Raw genomic sequence first — 20337 nt, 5'->3', positions numbered from 1 at the left:
GTGTGAACTGTGTCTATCGCGAAGTATGGTTAGGCTCGTTGTTGCCTGCGGAATCACCGCGCTAAATCGAACGAATGGATCGTTTTTATTGTGGTAAGGTGTTGATTTGTAGTAGGTTGTTTTCTTTGGGTTATTTTCCGTAGAGCAGAAAAAGGCTTTTTGGTACTTGGGTAGGATTTTGGTTGGTTCCGTCTGCTTTGGAGTAACAGCACGCCTTATGGCCGGACAAAGGTAAATAGATAAAAAAAAGAACCCTCACCAAATGGCGAGGGTTCCCTATTCCTGATCCTTATTCTAAAGGACGAGAATCCTTTTAGTGTTGAATTTGAAGACGATCGGAAAAGGCAATTTGGTTTCCGTCAATTCTCAATATATACATGCCTTCAGCCACATCGCTGGTATTGATGGTTAGTTGATTGCTTCCAGCAGTCAAAGCCACTTGATCCATCAATTCGATACGCTGTCCATTGGGAGAAATCAATACCACAGAAACTTCATCGCTGTTTAGCATTTCCAGGTCAATTGAAATTTCAGCATTCCCCGGATTAGGATAGATTTTTGCTGAAAACTCCGGGTGATCTTCCAGGTCGCTTGCACCATCGATGTTCATTGTGCTTTCATCGTCATGGGTCATATCTGGCATCATTCCAGCTGGCTCACCACCGCTTGCAGTACCTACCGTACCACATTCAACTTCTGCACAGATGGTGCGAGTACAACATTCTCCAGGTTTACCATTTGGACCTTCAAAAATTACGGTTAAGCAAACGGAAGCGCCTCCGCTAAGCAGGTGCTGCACATTTTCAGTTGTGTAAATCGTTCCATTAATGTTCCAGTAGTATCCAATTACCGCTGTTGTTTGGTAATGAATAATAGGAGAGAAGTCCATTAAACAAGGATCGCAATACTCGTTGAAGGTCCAGCTAAAATCGATTTCAGCTTCACAGTCTCTGCACTCATTTACGCGAATCTCTTGCTTAATACTATCGGTACAGCATTCTTCACCATTAAAAGAGGTGACGTACAAGGTAGCCGTGTACGTGTTGTTTGGAGCGTACTGGTGGAATGGGTTCTGCTGATTAGAAGTTGTTCCATCTCCAAAGTCCCAATGCCATCCAATAATTGGGTAACCAGAGGCTGAAGTAGATTGGTCGGTAAACTGAACTCCACAACCGTTTACAGCATAGGTATACTTGGCCTCAAGGCTATCGCATGGATCTCCTTGTGGAGGAGTGCTGTCTCCCTTACTACAGTAGTAGAAGTTGTCAAAAGCCACGCCCACGCCACGGTTTGGGTGACCGATATAGGTCATAGTGATGTAATCAATCGGGTTACCATTGGTTTGAAGTTCCCAATAGGTATCACGACCATCGCCCGCCAGAATAGATCCGCCATTCCAGTTGTAGGCACCACTCATTGGTCCAGGCAGAGCCGGGCAACCCGAACAAGAAGCATATTGATCGGAGATGATGTAGATGCTGTTGTCTGGAGTTCCACCTCCGCCTACAGAGTAGATGTCCAAACGCCAGGCTTCAGCCATAGAGTTCCCATCCAGGTCATATACGTAACCTGAGGCGATAGTACACTGAATAGAATCTTGATCATATTCAATGTGTAACTGCTTTGGGTTTTGGGTAACAATTCCATCGTCATCCGTCATAAACCAACATCCGGGGTTGGTGGCGGAGTTATACGGGTTGTCATCCGTAGTGGAACCCGAATAGCAGTAAGTTGCATTGACATTAGATGTTTTAAAAGCAGCCGCATTCGGCCCTACTGTAGCGTACTTGGGAATGTATTGGGTACCGCTAAGTACATTAAAGAATTCAACGCCGTAGGCGCTGTGGAAATAAGCATTGTTGATGTTTGAATTTTCAGGTCCAGCCGTGTGGCCACCGCTGTATGTACCGGTTTCAAAATCTACGTAGTTTGGATTGTTTTGGGCACTGCCCACGAGGCTCCAGAATAGGATGCAAAGAGCCAAGCTTAGTTTAGTGTTCATGGTGTTTGTAATTTAAGAATTGATAGTTTGAATAATCAAAGTAAAGGGAAAGAAGTATGCTAATTGTTTCTGTTTGAGAGATTTCAAGTCCCAGAAGGATACTTGGTTCGTTTGAATTAGAATTTGGTCGGTTTGGGTTAGAATTTGGGAGGAAATTAAGAAGGGATTGGTTTGAATATATTTGCTACAAATTTGATTATTGAGATAAGGTGATTATTTGATGATTATTTCAAAATCCCTGTAATGACAATATTTGTAGCATTGCTATTATTTGTAGCAAGTTTGTTTTTTTTACTATAAAATTTAGCTAATCGTCTATCTTCGCATCAATCAATCTTAATACTAACACCAATAGGGGAAATTGGTGGATAACTATTGCTTGCTTGAGTAGAGTAGGAGAAAAATTGATATTTAATTTCACACCGTAAAAAGGTTACGTTTTACCCTCCTTCTTTTGCTTGCGGAAACTTTAAAAAAAATACGACTATGTCTCAGGATGCAAAACTGAAAGCCCTCAAATTAACCCTTGATAAATTAGATAAGCAATACGGTAAAGGTGCCGTTATGAAATTAGGTGATGATGCCATCGAAACTATGGATGTTATCCCTTCTGGCTCTTTAACTTTGGATATGGCTTTAGGGGTGAATGGTTACCCAAAGGGCCGTGTGGTTGAAATTTATGGACCTGAATCTTCGGGTAAAACTACTTTGGCCATTCACGCCATTGCGGAAGTACAAAAGCAGGGTGGTATTGCTGCCATTATTGATGCGGAGCACGCCTTCGACCGTTTTTATGCTGAAAACCTGGGTGTTGATACCGAGAACCTTTTGATTTCTCAACCCGATAATGGGGAACAAGCCTTGGAAATTGCTGATAACCTGATTCGCTCTGGAGCCATTGATCTAATCGTTATTGACTCGGTAGCTGCTTTGACTCCTCGTGCTGAAATCGAAGGCGAGATGGGAGACGCTGTGGTAGGTCTGCAAGCTCGTTTGATGTCCCAGGCATTGAGAAAATTGACCGGTAGCATTAACAAAACCAACTGCTGTTGTATTTTCATTAACCAGTTACGTGAAAAAATCGGGGTGATGTTCGGTAATCCGGAAACTACCACCGGTGGTAATGCCTTGAAATTTTATTCTTCTGTAAGAATCGATATTCGCCGTTCTTCACAAATCAAAGCTGGAGATCACGTTATTGGAAACCGCACCCGTGTAAAGGTGGTTAAGAATAAGGTAGCTCCTCCTTTCCAAAAAGCTGAGTTTGACATCATGTATGGCCTGGGTATTTCCAAGGCAGGTGAAATTTTGGATTTGGCAGTAGAACATGGAGTAGTTCAAAAAAGCGGCTCCTGGTTTAGCTATGGTGATACCAAATTAGGACAAGGTAGAGATTCAGTGAAAGAGTTGATTGGCGATAATCCTGAATTGGCTGATGAAATAGAAGCCAAAATTCGTGAAAAGCTGACCGCCGAGTAAGCCTCGGTCGGTTTTCTTTATTCAGACCCGGCCGAAAGCCTTATTTTCGGCCCACATTTCAATCCGTAAAGTATGGTGCGTAAGATTTTGGGCCTGTTTGCCCTGAGTGGTCTGTTGGTTTTTGGTTTTTCTTCCTGCGATTCTTCTGGAGAATCTTCTGATGCGGCGATTCAGTATGAAACCCGCTACGATAGTCTCAATGCAGTAATCAAAGACGATCCAAACAATGCTGCTCTGTATGCCATGCGTGCCGAGTGGCGTAAGGATGATGAAGATCAAGCTTCAGCTTATTCCGATCTGGATCGAGCTATGGAATTGGATAGTCTCAATGATCAGTATTACCTGAGAAAGGCAGAATGGTTAATTGAGGAGAAGCAATTTGGAAAGGCCAAGGCGCTTTTGGATGATGCCATTTACAAGGTTCCCAGCTCTACAGGAATCATGCTCAAAATTTCTGAAATCTACATGTGGGCTGGTGAGTACCAGAAGTGTATTAACTGGGCCAATGCAGCTCTTGGATTTGATGCCTACAATGGTCAGGCTTACTACCTCAAGGGAATGGCACACAAATATTCGAAAGATACGGTGAAGGCGGTTTCCAGTTTCCAAACCGCCGTCGAGCAAAATCCGGATCATTACGAAGCTTACATTCAATTGGGTATGCTCTATGCGATCGAGAACCACCCGCTGGCCGAAGCCTATTTTAGCAACGCCATTAAGGTGAAGCCGGAAAGTGTTGAAGCCTTGTATGCTAAGGGACTGTTTTTGCAAGAAAACGAAGAGGCCAAAAAAGCCCTGGATCAATACCGCCGTATTTTGGAATTGAGCCCCGATCATGTGAGCGCTTGGTACAACATGGGCTACGTGAAGTTGATTTTGGAAGAAGAATTGGATTCTGCTCAATACTTCTTTGAAGAGTCCCTTAAAAGAGCCCCTGACTATGCCGATGCTCACTATAACTTGGGTTATACCATGGAGCTGAAAGGCGAGAAGGAAGAGGCCCTGAAGAAATACCGCGAAGTGCTTGAAATGAATCCAAGCCACACATTGGCCGCTAAAGGGGTAAATCGCCTGACTGGTCAGTAGCGGGAAATCTTTAATTTTCAGGCTCTGTTTCTGATGAACAGAACTAGCATTGAGCCATGAATTTCTTGCTGAACATAACCAAAGACCTATCCGATATTGCCAAGGCTTTTCTAATCATTGGACTTCTTCTGTTGATTTATGGATTGGTCAGCCGATGGCTGCCCATTTACTTTCTATGGGAATCCTTGCCTATTAGTGGTATGGTGTTGCTCTTGGCCGTACTCTCCATTTTGGCTAAAAAAATGAGCGGAGCCAAACGTCAGGGAAAGAATACGACGGGGTACAAATTGGGGTTAGGATTTCTCGGCTTTGTCTTTTTTGCTCAGACTCTCATGTTCTTTATCATCCCAAATACTAAGGCTTATGATGCGGCTTGCTGGTATTTTACTCAATTGCCCGAAATCCAGAATGAAATTGGCCCAGTTGTTGGTTTTGGAATGATATCTTCCGGGAGTATAAGTATTGAGCAGAATGATCAGGGAGAGACAGGAGCTGCGCAGATCAACCTAATCATCAAAGGAGAAAGGAAATTTAAGAGTGTTACGGTATATGTATACAAAGACTATGGCAATAATTGGGAAGTTTATGAGTGGGAATAGAACCCTGGCCGTTTTGGTTTTTGTCGGGTTTGTTTCCAACATGGTCATGGCTCAAAATACACAGCTATCAAGTATTCATCCCACTGGACATAAACCCAAATCCAAAAAGGTTCGTCCGCTTAATTTTCCGGTAATTGAAACCGGTGATTCTGCTGTAGATGCCAACATTAACCAGCACCTTAAAAAGGACTTCTTAGGCGTTGATTCCGTAGAAATTGACCTACAACAGGCTCTGGATACTTGGATAGATGGAGTAGATTTCCTGGACTATGAAGTGACCTATGATCAATACGGTTTGTTGTCCCTCTTGATTTCAGCTGAAGGCTGTGGGGCCTATTGCACCAGTTGGTCTGAACCCTATGTATTTTCTACCTATTCTGGAAAGGAAGTAGAGCTCTATGATTTCATGGATACCACTCGCTTCATTCCTTTTTTGAGAGAACAGGTCAACAACCGATACACCTTTGCTCGCTATACCATAAAGCATTATTTGGGAGATTCACTCACGGGAGTAGATACCACGGATTATGAATGGGCCCTTGAAGTATATGAGCAATGTCAAAAGGATTTTTATCCCGACGATTTTCTCTTGTACGATGACCGTATTGAGATTTTGGCTCCCTGCCCCATGCCCAATGCCATTAAAACGTTAACTCCTTTGGTGGATCTTTCCTATAGTCGATATGATTTGTCTCCTTATTTGAAATACCGCACGGGTCCGGATTCGCCTTTGTTTATGATGGATAAACCATGAGTTGGTTGGCTCGTTTTTTCCGCTTATTCGGCTTTAAGGGAAACGAAGAATTGTTTCAAGAAATGGAGCAAGGAAGGCGTGCGGTGATCCAAGGTAGAGAAATGCGGATGGGCGATCGAATAGATCGCTTGGAATATCCCAAAGATTGGTACATACCTGAACGAGGAGGAGTCTACGAATCCATCACGGAGGTTCCGGTTACTTATCTTACCCATCACTTTGCTCCATATACAGGAGGAGAAAAAAGCGAACTTCCAGCGAATACCAGAATCTATTTGTTTCCTTCAACCAATGACAAACCAAGAAGCATTGGAGCGGTTCCTCTGGAGTATGACGAGGTGGAAAAAGTACTTGTTCCCGAAGAGCAGAGAAGAGATCCCACCTACGATTCTTACTCCCTGTCTATCGAAACACACTATTTTAGGGAAAAGTTTAAAAAGATAGCCTTGAATCCGATTACTTATACCCAAGGAGATGCTACCCAACCCAAGGGCGAAGGACCCAAATTTATTGTGCACGTGTGTAACGATATTGGTGGTTGGGGAAGAGGGTTTGTTATGGCCTTATCTGCTCGATGGAAGGAGCCTGAACAGGCTTATCGAAACTGGGCCAGATCGAAGGATAAATTTCGATTGGGAGAAATTCAATCCATTCAAGTGGAGCCCAATCTTTGGGTGATTAATATGATTGCTCAGCGCGATGTAAAGCCCAGTCCAGATGGAATACCTCCCATTCGTGAAGTTTATGTGGGGCGCTGTTTGGCCCAAGTAAGGGAGTTGGCTCTTGAGAAAGGAGCCTCCATCCACATGCCCCGAATTGGTTGCGGCCTGGCTGGTGGAAAATGGGAAAATATTCAGCCGCATATTTAAAGAGAATTAATCGCCTTTGGCGTAGATGTTACCGTTTATGATTTTGACTAAAAGTCGCTTTTTACTTATTGGATTGGTGCTACTATTCATGGGGTGTATGCCCGGATTGCATCGCAGTTTTCTCAAAGGAGATTTGCCTAAGACTACCTTCAAAGAAACCGTTGCTTGTGAGAATAACCTGGGTTTACTGATTCTACCGGTTACCATTCGTGGCAAATCCTACCGCTTTTTGTTTGACAGTGGAGCTCCACTGAGTTTGTCCAAGGAAATACAGGAAGAGTTGGGCTTCAAACAAGTGACTAAATCCATGATGCGGGATTCGGATGGAACTACTCGGGCCCTTAAATTTGTTAAGGTAGATACGATCCATGTGGGTTCGATTCCGTTTATTGATCAAACGGCATTTGTAGGAGACTTTAAGGCCCATCCCATATTGGAATGCATGCAGTTAGACGGTATTCTTGGATCTAATATGATGCGGTACTGCAACTGGACCATTGATTATCAAAATCTGGAAATTACCCTTTTCAAAGGCATGGAGTTAGACAGTAACCTGAGGGGAAAAGAAATTGCCTTTCGCAGCAATGGGCAGTTTGATATGATCACCGAATGGGAAGCAAAAGGGCACGCTATAACCAATATCAAAGTTGATTATGGATCGGTGTATGGCTTGACTTTACCCAAACAGGCTATCAGCAAGCTTCAAGAATACGAGGTGTTCGATACCGTTTTTGCTGAAACAGGTTGGAAGCGATCGGGTTTGTTTGCTCAGTCGAGTCCCTTTGAGGGGGTACGGGCCTTTACGGATAGCATGAAGTGGGGCGAAATAGAATTGCCTAATCTGGAGGTGAAAACGGGGCACTCGGGGTTGATTGGATCCAAGGTTCTTTCCCGGTTTGTTGTTACCATCGATTGGTCCAAACGGCGCCTGCATTTTGCTCCGGTGCAGAAAAAGAATGAAATCGAGAAAACTTTTGGATTGGGATTGGGATACAACGAAGAAAAAGGAGTGTTTGTTCAAACCCTGGTCCACCATTCAGTGGCCGATCAGGCTGGAATCAAACCAGGTATGAAAGTGCTAAAATTGAATACCCTAAAAATGGGAGATAAATCATCGTATTGCGGTTATATTCGATGGGCCAATTCAGAAGATCAACAAATGAACTTGTGGCTTGTGGATGAATCTGATACTTTAGCACCCATCCAATTGATCAAATCACCCTTGTTTTAACAACTCCACATAATACTTAGATGCAAGACAAAAAATACCTGGACGCCACTCCCGAAGCGGGAAGAGATTTTTACATCAATCACCAAGAGGGAGCCGTTGTCATGTTGAATTTATTGAAATTCAAGGCCGAGGCTGATTATGAGGGCTTGGATCACCTGGCTCCAGATGAACCAATAACTGGAAAAGAGGCCTACCGTGAATACATGAGCGAAACCATGCCTTATCTGCAAGCGGCCGGAAGCGAAGTGTTGTTTTATGGTAGTAGTAGCGCCTTTGTTATCGGTCCTGCCGATGAATCCTGGGATGCCGTTTTATTGGTGAAACATGCCTCAGCAGCTCAGTTTATTGCTTTTGCCCAAAATGAGGACTATTTAAAAATTGCTGGACACAGAAAAGCAGCACTGGAAGATTCCAGGTTATTACCCATTAAAGAATTGCCTTTGGATTTAGGGCAATAGAAGAACGATAAAATGCAACCCGAGTTAAGCCAATTAGGATTTTTAGAAGAGTGGAAAATCGACCAGAATGAAAGGGGATGGGATGATTTCCTCCTCGGTCGGGTTATTCTTGAACACAAAGAACGATATACCGTAAGCACGGGCCAGGAAGAATGGGACGCTGAAATATTAGGTAACCTTCGATATACGGCCACCAGTCGGCGCGATTTTCCAGCTGTTGGCGATTGGGTGGCACTTCAGCCTTATGAGGAAGGCAAAGCCTTAATTCACGGAGTTTTTCCCAGGAAATCCATTCTGGAACGATCTGCCGTTGGGAAGCAAGGCGAGAAGCAAATCATTGCCACCAATATTGATTATGCCTTTATTGTTCAATCCGTTAATCGGGATTTTAGCATCAATCGCCTGGAGCGCTACTTGACCTTGTGTTACGATTCTGGAGTGGAACCCATTGTGATTTTGAGCAAAATCGATTTGATTGATGGTGAGCAAGCCAAAGAGTTGGTAACTCAGGTGAAAAGTAGAATGAACCAGGTACCCGTTTATGCCATTAGTACGCTAACTGGCGAAGGATGGGAGCCTCTGACTCACCTTTTAGAAACAGGAAAAACTTACTGCTTGCTGGGATCTTCCGGGGTAGGGAAGTCTACCATCCTCAATGCCCTTCGGGGAGAAGAGAAGATGAAAACCGGAGAGATCAGTGGTTCAATCGACCGGGGCAAACATGTGACGACTCATCGCGAATTGGTGGTTTTGGAATCGGGGGGAATCTTGATCGATAATCCCGGAATGCGCGAAGTGGGTATGACCGACAATGAAACGGGAATGGAAACCACCTTTGAGGAGATTCTGGAATTGGCTCAGAATTGTCGTTTTTCCGATTGCTCTCACACCGAGGAGAAAGGATGTGCTCTACTCGAAGCCGTTGACAATGGGGAGCTCGATCCGGAAGCTTATTCTCATTTTATGAAATTGCAACGGGAGAAAGCCCGATTCGAGGGAACCGTTCGAGAGAAGCGTCTAAAAGACAAGCAGCAGGGAAAACTGTACAAGCGCATCATTAACGCAAAAAACAAGAGACATGACTAAGCAGGATTGGAAAGAATGGTCACCGCTGCTATGGTTAAACCTGATCGTATTAGTTGCCCTTGTAGAAGATTTTAGTAGCAGTTTTCCGATTTCGATTAAGTTATACGTGATTTGGGCGTGCATTCTGCTCTTAAATCTATTGTTCTTCCTTCATCGCCGCTTCTACAAGTATGGAATGGGTATAACGGTCCTATTGGCCACATTTACACCCATTTTCAATATTCTCAATTATTCTGTATCGATAACCCTCATTCTAATTACCATCCATATTCTTCTGGCCCCAGCATTGGTCATGTATGTAATGGTCTACTCTAAATCGCTGGCTCGTACAATTTATCAACTTCGAGATGAGCCGCAAACCGAAGAGGAAAAGCGGGAAATGGAAAGGCAAGAGTCTGCGAAGCTCTATAATAGCTTTAAACAGAGATTCAGCAACCTGACCGACTACGAAATTGAGCGAAGAAAGGATCGTGATTTGATGCCTGAGGCATTGCAGGCACTTGAAGATATCCGAAAGGAAAGAGGGTTGGTTGATCCGGAAGAAAAGGCCGAAGAGTAGATCCCTTTAACCTTAATAATGAGCAAAAAAAACGCCTTACCCGGAGGCAAAGCGTTTTCCTTAATTTATGAGGTACAAGCTTAAGCCTGAACGCCTTTAAGGGCTTCAAGCAAAGTGTGTCCAATTTGAGCGGGGCTTTCTGCCACGTGAATTCCACATTCACGCATAATAGCCATTTTAGCCTCAGCAGTATCGTCTTTTCCACCGATGATCGCACCAGCGTGACCCATTCTTTTTCCTTTAGGAGCGGTTTGACCAGCGATAAATCCTACAACAGGTTTTGGGTTACCAATTTCTTTCAACCAGCGAGAAGCCTGAGCTTCGTAGTTACCACCAATCTCACCAATCATAACGATGGCTTCGGTGTCAGGATCTTCTACCAAACGCTGAACAGCAGCTTTAGTAGAGGTACCAATGATAGGGTCTCCACCAATTCCGATAGCGGTAGAAATTCCCAATCCAGCTTTCACTACCTGATCAGCAGCTTCGTAGGTAAGGGTACCAGACTTAGAAACGATTCCGATTTTACCTGATTTGAAAACAAATCCTGGCATGATACCCACTTTGGCTTCACCTGGGGTAATAACACCTGGGCAGTTTGGACCTACCAACGTACAGTCGAAGTTGCTCAAGTAGTTTTTCACGTTAACCATGTCGGCAACTGGAATACCTTCTGTAATCGCAACAATTACTTTAATACCAGCTTCAGCAGCTTCCATAATTGCGTCAGCGGCAAAAGCAGGTGGTACAAAAATGATAGTTACGTCAGCCCCGGTTTGTTTAACCGCGTCTTCAACAGTATTAAAAACCGGACGATCCAAGTGAGTCTGTCCACCTTTTCCAGGAGTTACTCCACCTACCACGTTGGTTCCATATTCAATCATCTGGCCTGCGTGAAAGGTTCCTTCACCTCCGGTGAAACCCTGTACGATGACCTTAGAATCTTTATTGACTAATACGCTCATTGTTTCGAATTATCTCGTTGTTTATAAGGGAGTCCAAAAGTAAGGGTTTGTGGGTTTCTGGCAAGGGGAATTTTGCAGGCTTTTTGGACAGGGAAAAGCAAGTGCAATTTACCGACCATTCTCGTTTGAAAGTCGGGAATTCAGTATCCTACTTTTTCCAGTTAACAACCGGAATAACTACCACCCATTCGGAAAAAAGTCCAATTCTACAAACATCAATAAACCGATATTTGTGATGAACAAATTCCGAGAGATATGGCTTCTAAAAAAAATTCGCGACGAAAATTTCTTAAAAATACCACCCTGGGAGCCTTGTCTTTGGGCGTGTTGCCTTTGGTATCCAAAGACGCAATGGCAACCGGAAATATAACCGATGCCTGCGATCCAACTACCCTGGATTATTATGGTGAAGGTCCTTTTTATACAGCCAATCCACCCCAGATTCAGGGAGGGAAATTGGCCGATTCTTCTGAACCGGGCGAACGGTTGATCATAAGTGGTCGAGTTACGAATCTGGATTGTTCCCAGGTGATTCCTGATACTATCATTGATGTATGGCATGCTGATGATGCCGGGGCTTATGACAATGTAGGCTACAAGCTTCGAGGGCAAACCAAATCCAATTTCAACGGATTTTTTCAGTTTGAAACCATTATGCCGGGTAAATACCTGAACGGGGCTCAATACAGACCGGCACATATCCATTTTAAGATCACGCCTCCAGGAGGAACAACACTCACCACGCAGCTCTATTTTCTCGGTGATACAGATATTCCGGGCGATGCTGCCGCTTCGATTTCATCGGGACAATTCGATGCTACCGATCGAACGATAAGTGTACATAAAAATGGCCAGGGCGTTTGGGAAGGCTCCTGGGATGTTATTGTGGACGGACAGGGTGTTTCTACCGGATTAAACGAAGCTCATGTAGATAAGGGGATGATTTACCGGGTTAGTCCCAACCCTTTTACCGATCGGGTTGAGATATTCTATGGTGTATTCCGCCCAGCTCAGGTCAAAATAAGTGTGTTTGACATGCAGGGCAATGAAGTGGCCCACCTTTCGGAAGAAAACTTGAATGCAGAGAAGTACACGGCAGAATGGAGGCCAGAAGCAGATTTGCCCAAAGGCTACTATTTCATTTCCCTAAAGGTGAACGATCAGCAGGTACACTATCAAAAAGTACTCAGGAACTAAGCCAAGCAAAAAGGCAAAAACAAAGCAGTCGTTCTCGTCCTCGTCTTCGTTCTCGTCTTCGTCCTCAAAACCGTCCTCTCTTAGCTAAGCTGAAGCAAAACCGGACAATGGTCAGAGCCCATTACTTCGGTCAAAATATCGGCCTCTTGCACTTTTTCGAACATGCCTTGGGATACCAGGAAGTAATCGATACGCCAGCCCACGTTATTGGCTCGGGCTCCACCGCGTAGGCTCCACCAGCTGTATTTTACTTCATCGGGGTGCAGCGCACGGAAGGTGTCTACAAAGCCCGATTCGTCGATAAAGTTGTCCATTCCGTCAATTTCCTTTTGGGTATATCCAGGAGATTTGTTGTAGTTCGGCTTAGGCCGGGCGATGTCAATTTCACGGTGACATACGTTCATATCTCCACAAACAACTACGGGCTTGGTTTTCTGAAGATTGTCCAGGTACATACGGAAATCGTGGTCCCAATTTGCCCGGTAATCAAGGCGGGCCAATTTGTTTTGGGAGTTGGGTACATAAACCGTTACCAGGTAGTAATCTTCAAACTCAGCCATCAATACCCGGCCTTCCTGATCATGCTCAGTGATACCGATATTGGGATGAATGCTCAAGGGTTTTTCCTTGCTGATAATGGCTGTTCCCGAATACCCCTTTTTAACGGCAGAATTGGAATAAACATGGTATCCCTTCAAATCTTGCAAGGCCTCTGCTACTTGATCATCCTGTGCTTTGGTTTCTTGCAAACAAAGTACGTCGGGATTCAGATCGTAGATAATATCAATGAGCCCTTTTTTGACGGCAGCCCGCACTCCGTTAACATTCCAGGATATCAATTTTGAAGCCATTCTTGCAGAATTTGAAAGTAAACTTCGAAATTAAACCGGAATCGCCAATCGGCAAGTATTCGAGCCGACTATTTCCTGGATCAAAACCGATAGGTGAGGCCGAAGCGAGATTGGATCAACCCATAATTTCGGCGGTTGTTACCTGACTTTAGTCCAGAATACAAGGTGTATTGGGTGCCAGCCCCCAAATGCATCCACAGGTTGGGAGTTATTCGCCTTTCAATGTCGGCATACAAAAGAGCGGTAACCATCCATTTATTGCTGTTTGCTTTTTGGTCTTCGGCCAGATAAGGATTGAGGCTATGCGAACGAATGGAGGCAAATCCCAAGCTGATTCCCGGATTTACATGGACCTTCCAGGCAGGCCGGTTTAGCACGGTATAGCTGAGATAAATCGGGACTTCAAAATAGTTGTAGCTGTTTTTTCCTTGGTGTGAATAGGTCACCGAGTCGCTGACTAAACTGTCTTTTACCTGATGGGTGATGGTCGTTTGCGTATCGATCTGAATGACCAAAGTGGTGTCTACATGCCAGCGTCCTTGTATGAAGGTAGAGTCATAAATTTCATAACTTCTATCATTGATTTCGAAACTGGTATCTGAAATCTGAAAGGGCAAAATCCTAAACTCTTCGCCCCGGGTTTCAAAAGTGACGGATTCACCCAATTGCGAATATTGGAATCCAGTTCCTAAGGCAAATCGCTCATTGGCCAAGGACCGTTGTACCCCAAAATGAATACTTGGGGAAAGGAGGGAAGAGCTGGTTACATTTTTAGCCTCTTGCTGGTTGCCGTAATCAAGTTTGCCTGGAATACTGATTTGAGCACCACCGGTCATCGATAAACTCCACAGTGAAGGGGTATTTTGTTTGACTCGATCTCTTTCCTCATTTTCGAAAGAATGCTCCGAGGTTTCGCCCTGCTCAATATAGTGTAGAAACTCCTGTTGAAACAATGACCAGGAAAGACGGGGCATAAATCCGATACCCTCATTCGAAGCGATATTTTCCAATTCTACATCGGAGTGCAAGTGGGTGGTTTCCTTCTGCTCAGGTTGCAGCCTTTGATTTTCTTCTGGCTTTTCATCAGCGGAGAAAAAGGCTGAATTTGATACTGCTGAATATTGACCCCCGACAGTTTCCTGATAATCCTTTTCCAATGGATGGATTTCAGGGATAGTCGAAGCAGTTGACTTGGCCTGTGCTACTTCTTGATTGGGTTGCTCTTTGGAAATTGCTGCATTTGATGACTTGGTGTTTGCGGCTGGTGTAGTGCTGATACCTTTCGACGCTCGGGTAGGTTTGGCAGAGGTGTTATCAGCGACGCTTTCAGCCAATACGGGAGTGGAGTAGATAGAATCGTTAGTAGGAATTGGGAAAATTGAATGGGCGGAAGGAGAGGCTGCAAACCATCCGGAGAAGGCCAAAAGCATTAGCAGGTCACCCAAGAAGAAAAACCATCCTCCTTTTTTCTTCTTGGGGCTTCGGCCTGAAGAGAGTCTAACCGGGAAATGAGATCATTCCGGTAAGAATCCTTGATTTCGAACTCAGCATTGTCCAGAGAACTCCGGGCGTCTTGCAGAAACTTGTCTAAATCTTCCACCTTCTTTTCCTATTCGTTCGTAATGAATTTGTAATAACCGCTCAATTTTTTGCGAGCTTCCTTCACGTGCCACTTGGAGGTTTCTACCGATATGCTTAGCAATTCGGCAATCTCTTTGTGGGCGTATCCCTCCAGCGCAAACAGGTTGAACACATAGCGGGTAGCCGGGGGAGTACCTCCAGGACCTTTAGAATTTCCCGAATCCTTTCATCGCGTATGTAGTCGTTATAAGCCACCTGCTTGCCTCCGTATTCCAATTGCTCATCGGTGGCTGCCATCTCTCGGTTGCGTTGTTGCTTCCGAAAATCGTCAATCACCGTGTGTATCATTATGGTCTTAATCCAGGCTCGAAACGAGGTGCCCACCTGATAGTGATCCAGCTTTTTAAGCGCTTTGATAAAAGTGTCGTTAATTAACTCGGCAGACTTGTCTGGATCCAGTCGGTAACGGATGGCCACACCCATTAACAGACTGAAACAGCTATCGTACAATTTCAGCTGAGCTCGACGATCCCCTTTCCGAATCGCCTTCAGTAACGACTTATCTAATGCGTCCAATCCGCGTGAATACTAACAGCAAATGGCCACCGAAATAAGCGGTCGCCATTCACTGATTGAGAGTTGATGGTTACTTATTCAACAACAATGCGCTGAACGGCATTCCAGTTTTCAGAACGGACATTTAGCAAGTAAATACCAGGTGCCAAATCCTGAATATCGAGAGTGACCGGAGAACCTGTCCAATCCTCTTGTGCTGCCAGAACAACCTTTCCTGTTAAGGTCATCATTTCCAATTGCATGGATTGACCTTCTTCCGCCTCTACAGAAATCATAAGCTGATCGTTGGCGGGATTAGGATAAGCTTTGAAATTAACTTCTTCCCGGTGGTGAGACGCCACAGAAGTCAATTTGCTCTCATCGTACTCATCTACCCAGAGGGTAAGTCCTGCTCCACGGGTTACGTGACCATTGGAATCGATCTTTACAGTATCGCAGTAGGTATCCGTGCAGGATCCGGATGTAACCGTAAGGCATACTTTGTATGGACCATTGCCGCTGTACACATGAACTGGTTTAGCCTGAGTGGACGTGGAGCCATCTCCAAAATCCCACAAATAAGTTGGGTTGCTTCCAGTCGACCGGTTATGAATCATAACGTTGAAAGGAATTGGAGCTTGCCCCGGTCCACTCTGGTAAACCTGACTGACGGAAAATAAAGCCTTGCATGCGGGTGGTGGAGGTGGAGTGTTTGGGCATCCATCCAATTGAACCGTAGTTGACCATACCGAGGTTCCGGGATTCCAACTTCCACTGGCACGTTGAGAATTTCCGTTGCAATCGATCACGGTAGCCGAAATATATCCTTGGGTAGTTCCCATGGTGTTTACACTATCTGAGAAGTTTCCCAGTGAATCGGTTGTAACGGTTCGTGTAGATCCGTTAGCATCAATGCTTACGATTGTGGGTGATGAAATATTGATCACCTGTCCGTACATGTAGTAAGTCTGCGCCTGAAGGCCAAAGCAGCCAAGGAGCGAAAAAAGGAGGGTAAAAAGTAAATGCTGAGTTTTCATGATTAATGAATGTTTTGTGTTTATGCTTAATGGAACGATGGCGATTTGGCAAAAGGGGGGAAGAGGGGGAATAATTTTCAATTTTCAGGATCAATATTCAATTCTCAATTTTTTTAGTGGGAATTGGGGGGAGTTAATTTTCAATTTTCAGGATCAATATTCAATTCTCAATTTTTTTGGGGTACGGATAGCGGGATGACTGTTTAGCGTTTAACTTGAAAATTGAACATTTAAAATTCCTTACAAAGGGGGTGTCGTTTTAAGGAGTTACTTTTGCCGCCGTATGAATGTATCGGATTCTACCATCGTTGCTTTGGCCACTCCTCAGGGGGTAGGTGCTATTGGCGTAATTCGCCTTTCTGGTCCAGAGGCTATTAGTATTGCGAATTCAGTTTTTTCCAAGGATTTATCGAACAAGGCTGGGCATACGGCTCACTTTGGTGATATTCGGGATGGAGAAACCATTCTGGATGAGGTGTTGATGACGCTCTTTAAAGATGGGAAAAGTTATACCGGCGAAGAGGTGGTTGAAATTTCTTGCCACGGTTCTCCCTACATTCTCCAAAATGTGATGCGTTTGCTCACAAGCAAAGGTGCCGTTCCTGCTGAGCCGGGAGAATTTACTCTGCGCGCATTTCTCAATGGAAAACTCGATTTGAGTCAGGCTGAGGCCGTGGCTGATTTAATTGCCTCCAATTCTGAAGCCGCCCATAAGGTTGCTATGAATCAGATGCGTGGTGGATTTTCCCGACAAATCAAAGAGTTGCGCGAACAGCTTATTCATTTCGCATCCCTGGTCGAGCTGGAACTCGATTTTAGTGAGGAAGATGTTGAGTTTGCTGACCGCACGCAACTGGAAGAACTGATTCAGAAAACCCTAAAAGTCATTTCCGGGCTCATCGCTTCGTTTAAAACCGGGAATGCCATTCGAAATGGAGTCCCTGTAGCCATTGTCGGTAAGCCCAATGCCGGAAAGTCGACTTTGCTAAACGCTTTACTCAATGAAGAGCGTGCTTTGGTAACCGACATCGCTGGAACCACTCGGGATACCGTGGAAGACGAAATGGTGATCGAAGGCATCTATTTCCGCTTTATCGATACAGCCGGTCTACGCCAAACCGAGGATACCGTGGAGGCTATGGGCGTACAACGCGCCTGGGAAAAAATGGAAAGCGCCGATATCGTTCTTTATCTATTTGATTTAACGAACAATACTCCGGAAGAAGCCGCCAACAACTTGGTAGAACTTCAACAACGGAGTGGGGAAGAGGCCGTTATTCTTTCCCTGGCCAATAAAAGCGATAAGGTAGACGATCAGAAAATTGCAGCCTTTCAAAATGACCTCGAGTTTGTTTCGCTTTCTGCCAAGCAAAAGGAGGGACTCCAAGAGCTGAAAGATAAATTGGTCCAGTTGGTTCTTTCCGGACGCACGGGAGAAAACGAAACCTTAATCACCAACATTCGCCACTTTCAGTCGCTGACCAAAACCGCCGAAGCATTGGATGCGGTTCAAAATGGCATGCAAATGGGCATATCCGGCGATCTGTTGGCCGCTGATATTCGTCAAGCCCTATTCCACCTGGGCGAGATCACTGGAGAGATCACCACCGATGATTTGTTGGGGAATATCTTTTCGAAGTTTTGTATTGGGAAGTAAGCATCGAAACGTAAACAGTAGACTTCTCCAATATCATTAACTTACTGTGGCTTTTGTTCAGTTATTTGACCTGAAATCTACTGGACTCATCCCTACCTTTGATTTAAACAGCTTGCTGAAGTGATTGGGGTATTCAAAACCCAATCCATAGGCTATTTGACTAATAGGTGCGGTTGAATTTAGCAATCGGGTTTTGGCCAAATCCATTAAGTGAGTATAAATGTGATCCTGTGCGCTCCGGCCACTTTCTTTTTTAAGCATATCGCTTAAGTAATGCGCGGACATATTCATAGCCTCTCCAAAGTACTTTACCGTTGGTACACCCAGCGCTCGTTGTTTATCCTCCTTAAAATAATTGTGAAGCAACAACTCAAATCGACTGACCAGGTCTTTATTCAGATTCGAACGGGTGTAAAATTGACGATCGTAATACCGGGTGCAATAATCCAGTAAGAGTTTAATGTTCGACACCATCAATTCCTGACTATGGCGGTCAATAATGTATTCGTATTCTCTTTTAATCTTTTCCGCTAATTCGGTAAGTACTTCCTGTTCTTCGGTTGATAGGTGAAGGGCTTCAAAGATTTCATAGGAGAAAAAATCGTAGTTATCAATAATCTTTCCCAATTCTGATTTACGAATCAAATCAGGGTGAAATATGATGGTCCAACCCGATACATTGCTAAAGTCTTCCTGGGTGGAAAACTTCATGGCTTGATCCGGTTTGGTAAAAACCACGGTGCCATCCTTAAAGTCGTAAGAATTACGTCCATAGGAAATGTTTCCTTCAATCCCTTTTTTTAGACTGATTTGAAACAGATCCATGACAAAAGTAGTATCGCCATAGTTTGCAGTAACGATTCGTTCGTCAATCGGCAGAACGGTTATTAATGGATGTTTGGGGCCAGATAATCCCAAAAACTCATGGATTTGACTTACCGATTCTATTGTGAAAATGTTACTCATTCTCTACGTGGTTTTTAAGCTGTTGCAGCAATCTTTCGTAGGCTTTTTCTACCGCATTCGGATTCCAGAAAGGAACCATTATACCTCGGTATTTTTCGTGAATAGTAACGCGACAAAGGTCACCATCAGGTTCCAAAATATAGCTGTGATTAAAGGTGAGAATTCCAACAGGTCCACCTTCTTGATTAATTAGCCGCTTCGGCTCGATTTTAACCACTTTGGCACCGAGCTGGGTACTGCTATTTTCATCCTGAACAAAATTGTACTGAACCATTGTACCTTCTTTAAACTCTCCTGAAAGGGGAATAAGCACAGTATTCCATTCTTTAATTTTCTCAGGACTACTTAAGGCTTGCCACACTTGATCGGTGGAAGCATTTATTACGATGCTCGTTTTTACTTCTTTTTTACCCATTACAAACAGGATAAGCAGGATAGCCAATAGGGCTAATCCTGCTAACATCCATTTTGAACTTAAAATTGTCATTAGTAACATGGTTTTATTTCATGAATTTATCATACCAAGCAATCATTTCCTGCGGATATTCAGAAAAATACGTATAACCATGAAAACGCCATGGGGTATCTTCAATCCAAATAATATCTTTCATAGGAACCTCCAGGTTGTCATAAATCTCTTGAATGTCGCTTTCACGAGATACCCTATCGTTTCTAACTTGTAGAACCAAAGTTGGAATTTTTACATCCTTTACAAATTGACGCATGTTATGGTCATCAAATGAAAGGCCGGTTAGCTCTTTATTAATGGGTATAAATTCGGTGATTCCGTCTTCTATATTCATTCCCATGGCTTCCAAACTTCTTTCAATGCAAGTCTGGCCGTGTAGCGGCTGGATGAGTATCCAGCTTTTTATTCCCTCAAACTCTTCAGGAGCATTGTGCATGGCTCTTAGAGTAGAGTTTGCTCCCATACACATGCTTTGAAGGGAGATGTCCATGTCTTTGGTTTTTTCAAAGCTTTTGGCGAATCGTAAAGAACCGATCACATCTTGCCATTCCCAATAACCAACGCCACAAATCTCATTTTCTGAAGAATCACTTTCTCCATGGTTGCGCATGTCGTAGGTTAATATATTGTAACCGGCATCGTGTAAGGCCTTGTACTTGGGTAAGAAATTTACCTCGAACCCACCAGATGCCTCAAAGTTTTTCATGTGACCCGGAAACCCGTATCGGCTTGCCGGTGAAAAGTGGTTGTGAATGATCAATTTGTTTGAATCCGAAGGGATAAACCAGGCATGTAATTCTACACCATCCGCGGCTTTAAAGGTTACTTCTTCATAGTTTAAACCATATTCGTCAGGTTTTCTCAGGATTTTAGTTCTAATAGGTTTAGCCAAGTTGTAGGCTAAGCTGTTTAAGAATTCTGTTGTTTGGTCCGTTT

20 protein-coding genes are annotated in these 20337 nt (G+C 44.1%); 11 read left to right on the top strand and 9 right to left on the bottom strand.

What is annotated here, in order from left to right; translation table 11 throughout:
• Positions 1-313 precede the first annotated feature (313 nt).
• Positions 314-2002: a T9SS type A sorting domain-containing protein gene (locus tag KFE98_21220; GenBank protein UTW62485.1), complete on the bottom strand. Its 1689-nt coding sequence runs from the start codon at positions 2000-2002 to the stop codon at positions 314-316.
• A 486-nt stretch (positions 2003-2488) separates the two neighbouring features.
• Here KFE98_21220 and recA point away from each other — a divergent pair, with 486 nt between their 5' ends.
• From recA to KFE98_21175, 9 genes are all read left to right on the top strand, one after another.
• Entirely contained in the window at positions 2489-3481 is a 993-nt protein-coding gene (gene recA / locus KFE98_21215) for a recombinase RecA (GenBank protein ID UTW62484.1), read from the top strand.
• A 72-nt stretch (positions 3482-3553) separates the two neighbouring features.
• A complete protein-coding gene (locus KFE98_21210) occupies positions 3554-4567 on the top strand; it encodes a tetratricopeptide repeat protein (protein UTW62483.1) in 1014 nt (337 codons plus the stop codon).
• Between the two features lie 56 nt (positions 4568-4623).
• Positions 4624-5166, top strand: coding sequence for a hypothetical protein (locus tag KFE98_21205; GenBank protein UTW62482.1), 543 nt, complete (start codon positions 4624-4626; stop codon positions 5164-5166).
• Positions 5153-5920: a hypothetical protein gene (locus KFE98_21200; protein UTW62481.1), complete on the top strand. Its 768-nt coding sequence runs from the start codon at positions 5153-5155 to the stop codon at positions 5918-5920. Before KFE98_21205 ends, KFE98_21200 begins: the two co-directional genes overlap by 14 nt.
• A 446-nt stretch (positions 5921-6366) precedes the next feature.
• Positions 6367-6789 carry a macro domain-containing protein gene (locus KFE98_21195; GenBank protein ID UTW64764.1) on the top strand — a complete coding sequence of 141 codons (423 nt, stop codon included), beginning with the start codon at positions 6367-6369 and terminating at the stop codon, positions 6787-6789.
• Between the two features lie 37 nt (positions 6790-6826).
• Positions 6827-8020: an aspartyl protease family protein gene (locus KFE98_21190; GenBank protein ID UTW62480.1), complete on the top strand. Its 1194-nt coding sequence runs from the start codon at positions 6827-6829 to the stop codon at positions 8018-8020.
• 20 nt (positions 8021-8040) lie between these two features.
• Complete coding sequence (locus KFE98_21185; GenBank protein ID UTW62479.1) at positions 8041-8478, top strand: DUF1330 domain-containing protein; 438 nt, start codon at positions 8041-8043, stop codon at positions 8476-8478.
• Positions 8479-8490: 12 nt separating this feature from the next.
• Complete coding sequence (gene rsgA, locus KFE98_21180; protein UTW62478.1) at positions 8491-9564, top strand: ribosome small subunit-dependent GTPase A; 1074 nt, start codon at positions 8491-8493, stop codon at positions 9562-9564.
• Entirely contained in the window at positions 9557-10123 is a 567-nt protein-coding gene (locus KFE98_21175; protein UTW62477.1) for a hypothetical protein, read from the top strand. Before rsgA ends, KFE98_21175 begins: the two co-directional genes overlap by 8 nt.
• 80 nt (positions 10124-10203) lie before the next feature.
• Here KFE98_21175 and sucD read toward each other — a convergent pair whose 3' ends face one another.
• A complete protein-coding gene (gene sucD / locus KFE98_21170) occupies positions 10204-11088 on the bottom strand; it encodes a succinate--CoA ligase subunit alpha (GenBank protein UTW62476.1) in 885 nt (294 codons plus the stop codon).
• A 255-nt stretch (positions 11089-11343) separates the two neighbouring features.
• Here sucD and KFE98_21165 point away from each other — a divergent pair, with 255 nt between their 5' ends.
• The gene (locus KFE98_21165; GenBank protein UTW62475.1) at positions 11344-12285 is read left to right on the top strand and encodes a T9SS type A sorting domain-containing protein; all 942 of its coding nucleotides are present in this window, start codon (positions 11344-11346) and stop codon (positions 12283-12285) included.
• 80 nt (positions 12286-12365) lie between these two features.
• Here the strand turns inward: KFE98_21165 and xth are convergent, their stop codons facing one another.
• The 4 genes from xth to KFE98_21145 all read right to left on the bottom strand — a co-directional run bounded on the left by xth (position 12366) and on the right by KFE98_21145 (position 16309).
• Positions 12366-13136 carry an exodeoxyribonuclease III gene (gene xth, locus KFE98_21160; protein ID UTW62474.1) on the bottom strand — a complete coding sequence of 257 codons (771 nt, stop codon included), beginning with the start codon at positions 13134-13136 and terminating at the stop codon, positions 12366-12368.
• 80 nt (positions 13137-13216) lie between these two features.
• The gene (locus KFE98_21155; GenBank protein ID UTW62473.1) at positions 13217-14581 is read right to left on the bottom strand and encodes a hypothetical protein; all 1365 of its coding nucleotides are present in this window, start codon (positions 14579-14581) and stop codon (positions 13217-13219) included.
• A 250-nt stretch (positions 14582-14831) separates the two neighbouring features.
• The gene (locus KFE98_21150; GenBank protein UTW62472.1) at positions 14832-15293 is read right to left on the bottom strand and encodes an RNA polymerase sigma factor; all 462 of its coding nucleotides are present in this window, start codon (positions 15291-15293) and stop codon (positions 14832-14834) included.
• Between the two features lie 74 nt (positions 15294-15367).
• Positions 15368-16309, bottom strand: coding sequence for a T9SS type A sorting domain-containing protein (locus KFE98_21145; GenBank protein UTW62471.1), 942 nt, complete (start codon positions 16307-16309; stop codon positions 15368-15370).
• Between the two features lie 283 nt (positions 16310-16592).
• Here KFE98_21145 and mnmE point away from each other — a divergent pair, with 283 nt between their 5' ends.
• The gene (gene mnmE, locus KFE98_21140; protein UTW62470.1) at positions 16593-17966 is read left to right on the top strand and encodes a tRNA uridine-5-carboxymethylaminomethyl(34) synthesis GTPase MnmE; all 1374 of its coding nucleotides are present in this window, start codon (positions 16593-16595) and stop codon (positions 17964-17966) included.
• A 57-nt stretch (positions 17967-18023) separates the two neighbouring features.
• Here the strand turns inward: mnmE and KFE98_21135 are convergent, their stop codons facing one another.
• Genes KFE98_21135 through KFE98_21125 form a run of 3 tightly spaced genes read right to left on the bottom strand, consistent with a single transcriptional unit; the run spans position 18024 to position 20293 of the window.
• Positions 18024-18932 carry an AraC family transcriptional regulator gene (locus tag KFE98_21135; protein ID UTW62469.1) on the bottom strand — a complete coding sequence of 303 codons (909 nt, stop codon included), beginning with the start codon at positions 18930-18932 and terminating at the stop codon, positions 18024-18026.
• Positions 18925-19419, bottom strand: a complete 495-nt coding sequence (locus tag KFE98_21130) for an SRPBCC family protein (GenBank protein ID UTW62468.1) — start codon at positions 19417-19419, stop codon at positions 18925-18927. Before KFE98_21130 ends, KFE98_21135 begins: the two co-directional genes overlap by 8 nt.
• Before the next feature lie 13 nt (positions 19420-19432).
• Positions 19433-20293 (bottom strand): alpha/beta hydrolase, encoded by an 861-nt coding sequence (locus KFE98_21125; GenBank protein UTW64763.1) that lies wholly within the window; start codon positions 20291-20293, stop codon positions 19433-19435.
• Positions 20294-20337: the final 44 nt, after the last annotated feature.

The organism is bacterium SCSIO 12741 (genome assembly GCA_024398055.1).
Classification (GTDB): Bacteria; Bacteroidota; Bacteroidia; order Flavobacteriales_G; family Salibacteraceae; genus SCSIO-12741.
Note: the sequence above shows the minus strand (reverse complement) of the source record. Positions and strands in the feature narration are given on the sequence as shown.

Excerpts from the sequence above, each read along its gene's own strand:
- sucD (UTW62476.1), bottom strand. The coding sequence starts at position 11,088 with ATGAGCGTATTAGTCAATAAAGATTCTAAGGTCATCGTACAGGGTTTC.
- KFE98_21175 (UTW62477.1), top strand. The coding sequence starts at position 9,557 with ATGACTAAGCAGGATTGGAAAGAATGGTCACCGCTGCTATGGTTAAAC.
- KFE98_21190 (UTW62480.1), top strand. The coding sequence starts at position 6,827 with ATGATTTTGACTAAAAGTCGCTTTTTACTTATTGGATTGGTGCTACTA.
- KFE98_21165 (UTW62475.1), top strand. The coding sequence starts at position 11,344 with ATGGCTTCTAAAAAAAATTCGCGACGAAAATTTCTTAAAAATACCACC.
- KFE98_21185 (UTW62479.1), top strand. The coding sequence starts at position 8,041 with ATGCAAGACAAAAAATACCTGGACGCCACTCCCGAAGCGGGAAGAGAT.
- KFE98_21145 (UTW62471.1), bottom strand. The coding sequence starts at position 16,309 with ATGAAAACTCAGCATTTACTTTTTACCCTCCTTTTTTCGCTCCTTGGC.
- KFE98_21210 (UTW62483.1), top strand. The coding sequence starts at position 3,554 with ATGGTGCGTAAGATTTTGGGCCTGTTTGCCCTGAGTGGTCTGTTGGTT.
- KFE98_21220 (UTW62485.1), bottom strand. The coding sequence starts at position 2,002 with ATGAACACTAAACTAAGCTTGGCTCTTTGCATCCTATTCTGGAGCCTC.
- xth (UTW62474.1), bottom strand. The coding sequence starts at position 13,136 with ATGGCTTCAAAATTGATATCCTGGAATGTTAACGGAGTGCGGGCTGCC.
- recA (UTW62484.1), top strand. The coding sequence starts at position 2,489 with ATGTCTCAGGATGCAAAACTGAAAGCCCTCAAATTAACCCTTGATAAA.
- mnmE (UTW62470.1), top strand. The coding sequence starts at position 16,593 with ATGAATGTATCGGATTCTACCATCGTTGCTTTGGCCACTCCTCAGGGG.
- KFE98_21205 (UTW62482.1), top strand. The coding sequence starts at position 4,624 with ATGAATTTCTTGCTGAACATAACCAAAGACCTATCCGATATTGCCAAG.
- KFE98_21200 (UTW62481.1), top strand. The coding sequence starts at position 5,153 with ATGAGTGGGAATAGAACCCTGGCCGTTTTGGTTTTTGTCGGGTTTGTT.
- KFE98_21130 (UTW62468.1), bottom strand. The coding sequence starts at position 19,419 with ATGACAATTTTAAGTTCAAAATGGATGTTAGCAGGATTAGCCCTATTG.
- KFE98_21135 (UTW62469.1), bottom strand. The coding sequence starts at position 18,932 with ATGAGTAACATTTTCACAATAGAATCGGTAAGTCAAATCCATGAGTTT.
- rsgA (UTW62478.1), top strand. The coding sequence starts at position 8,491 with ATGCAACCCGAGTTAAGCCAATTAGGATTTTTAGAAGAGTGGAAAATC.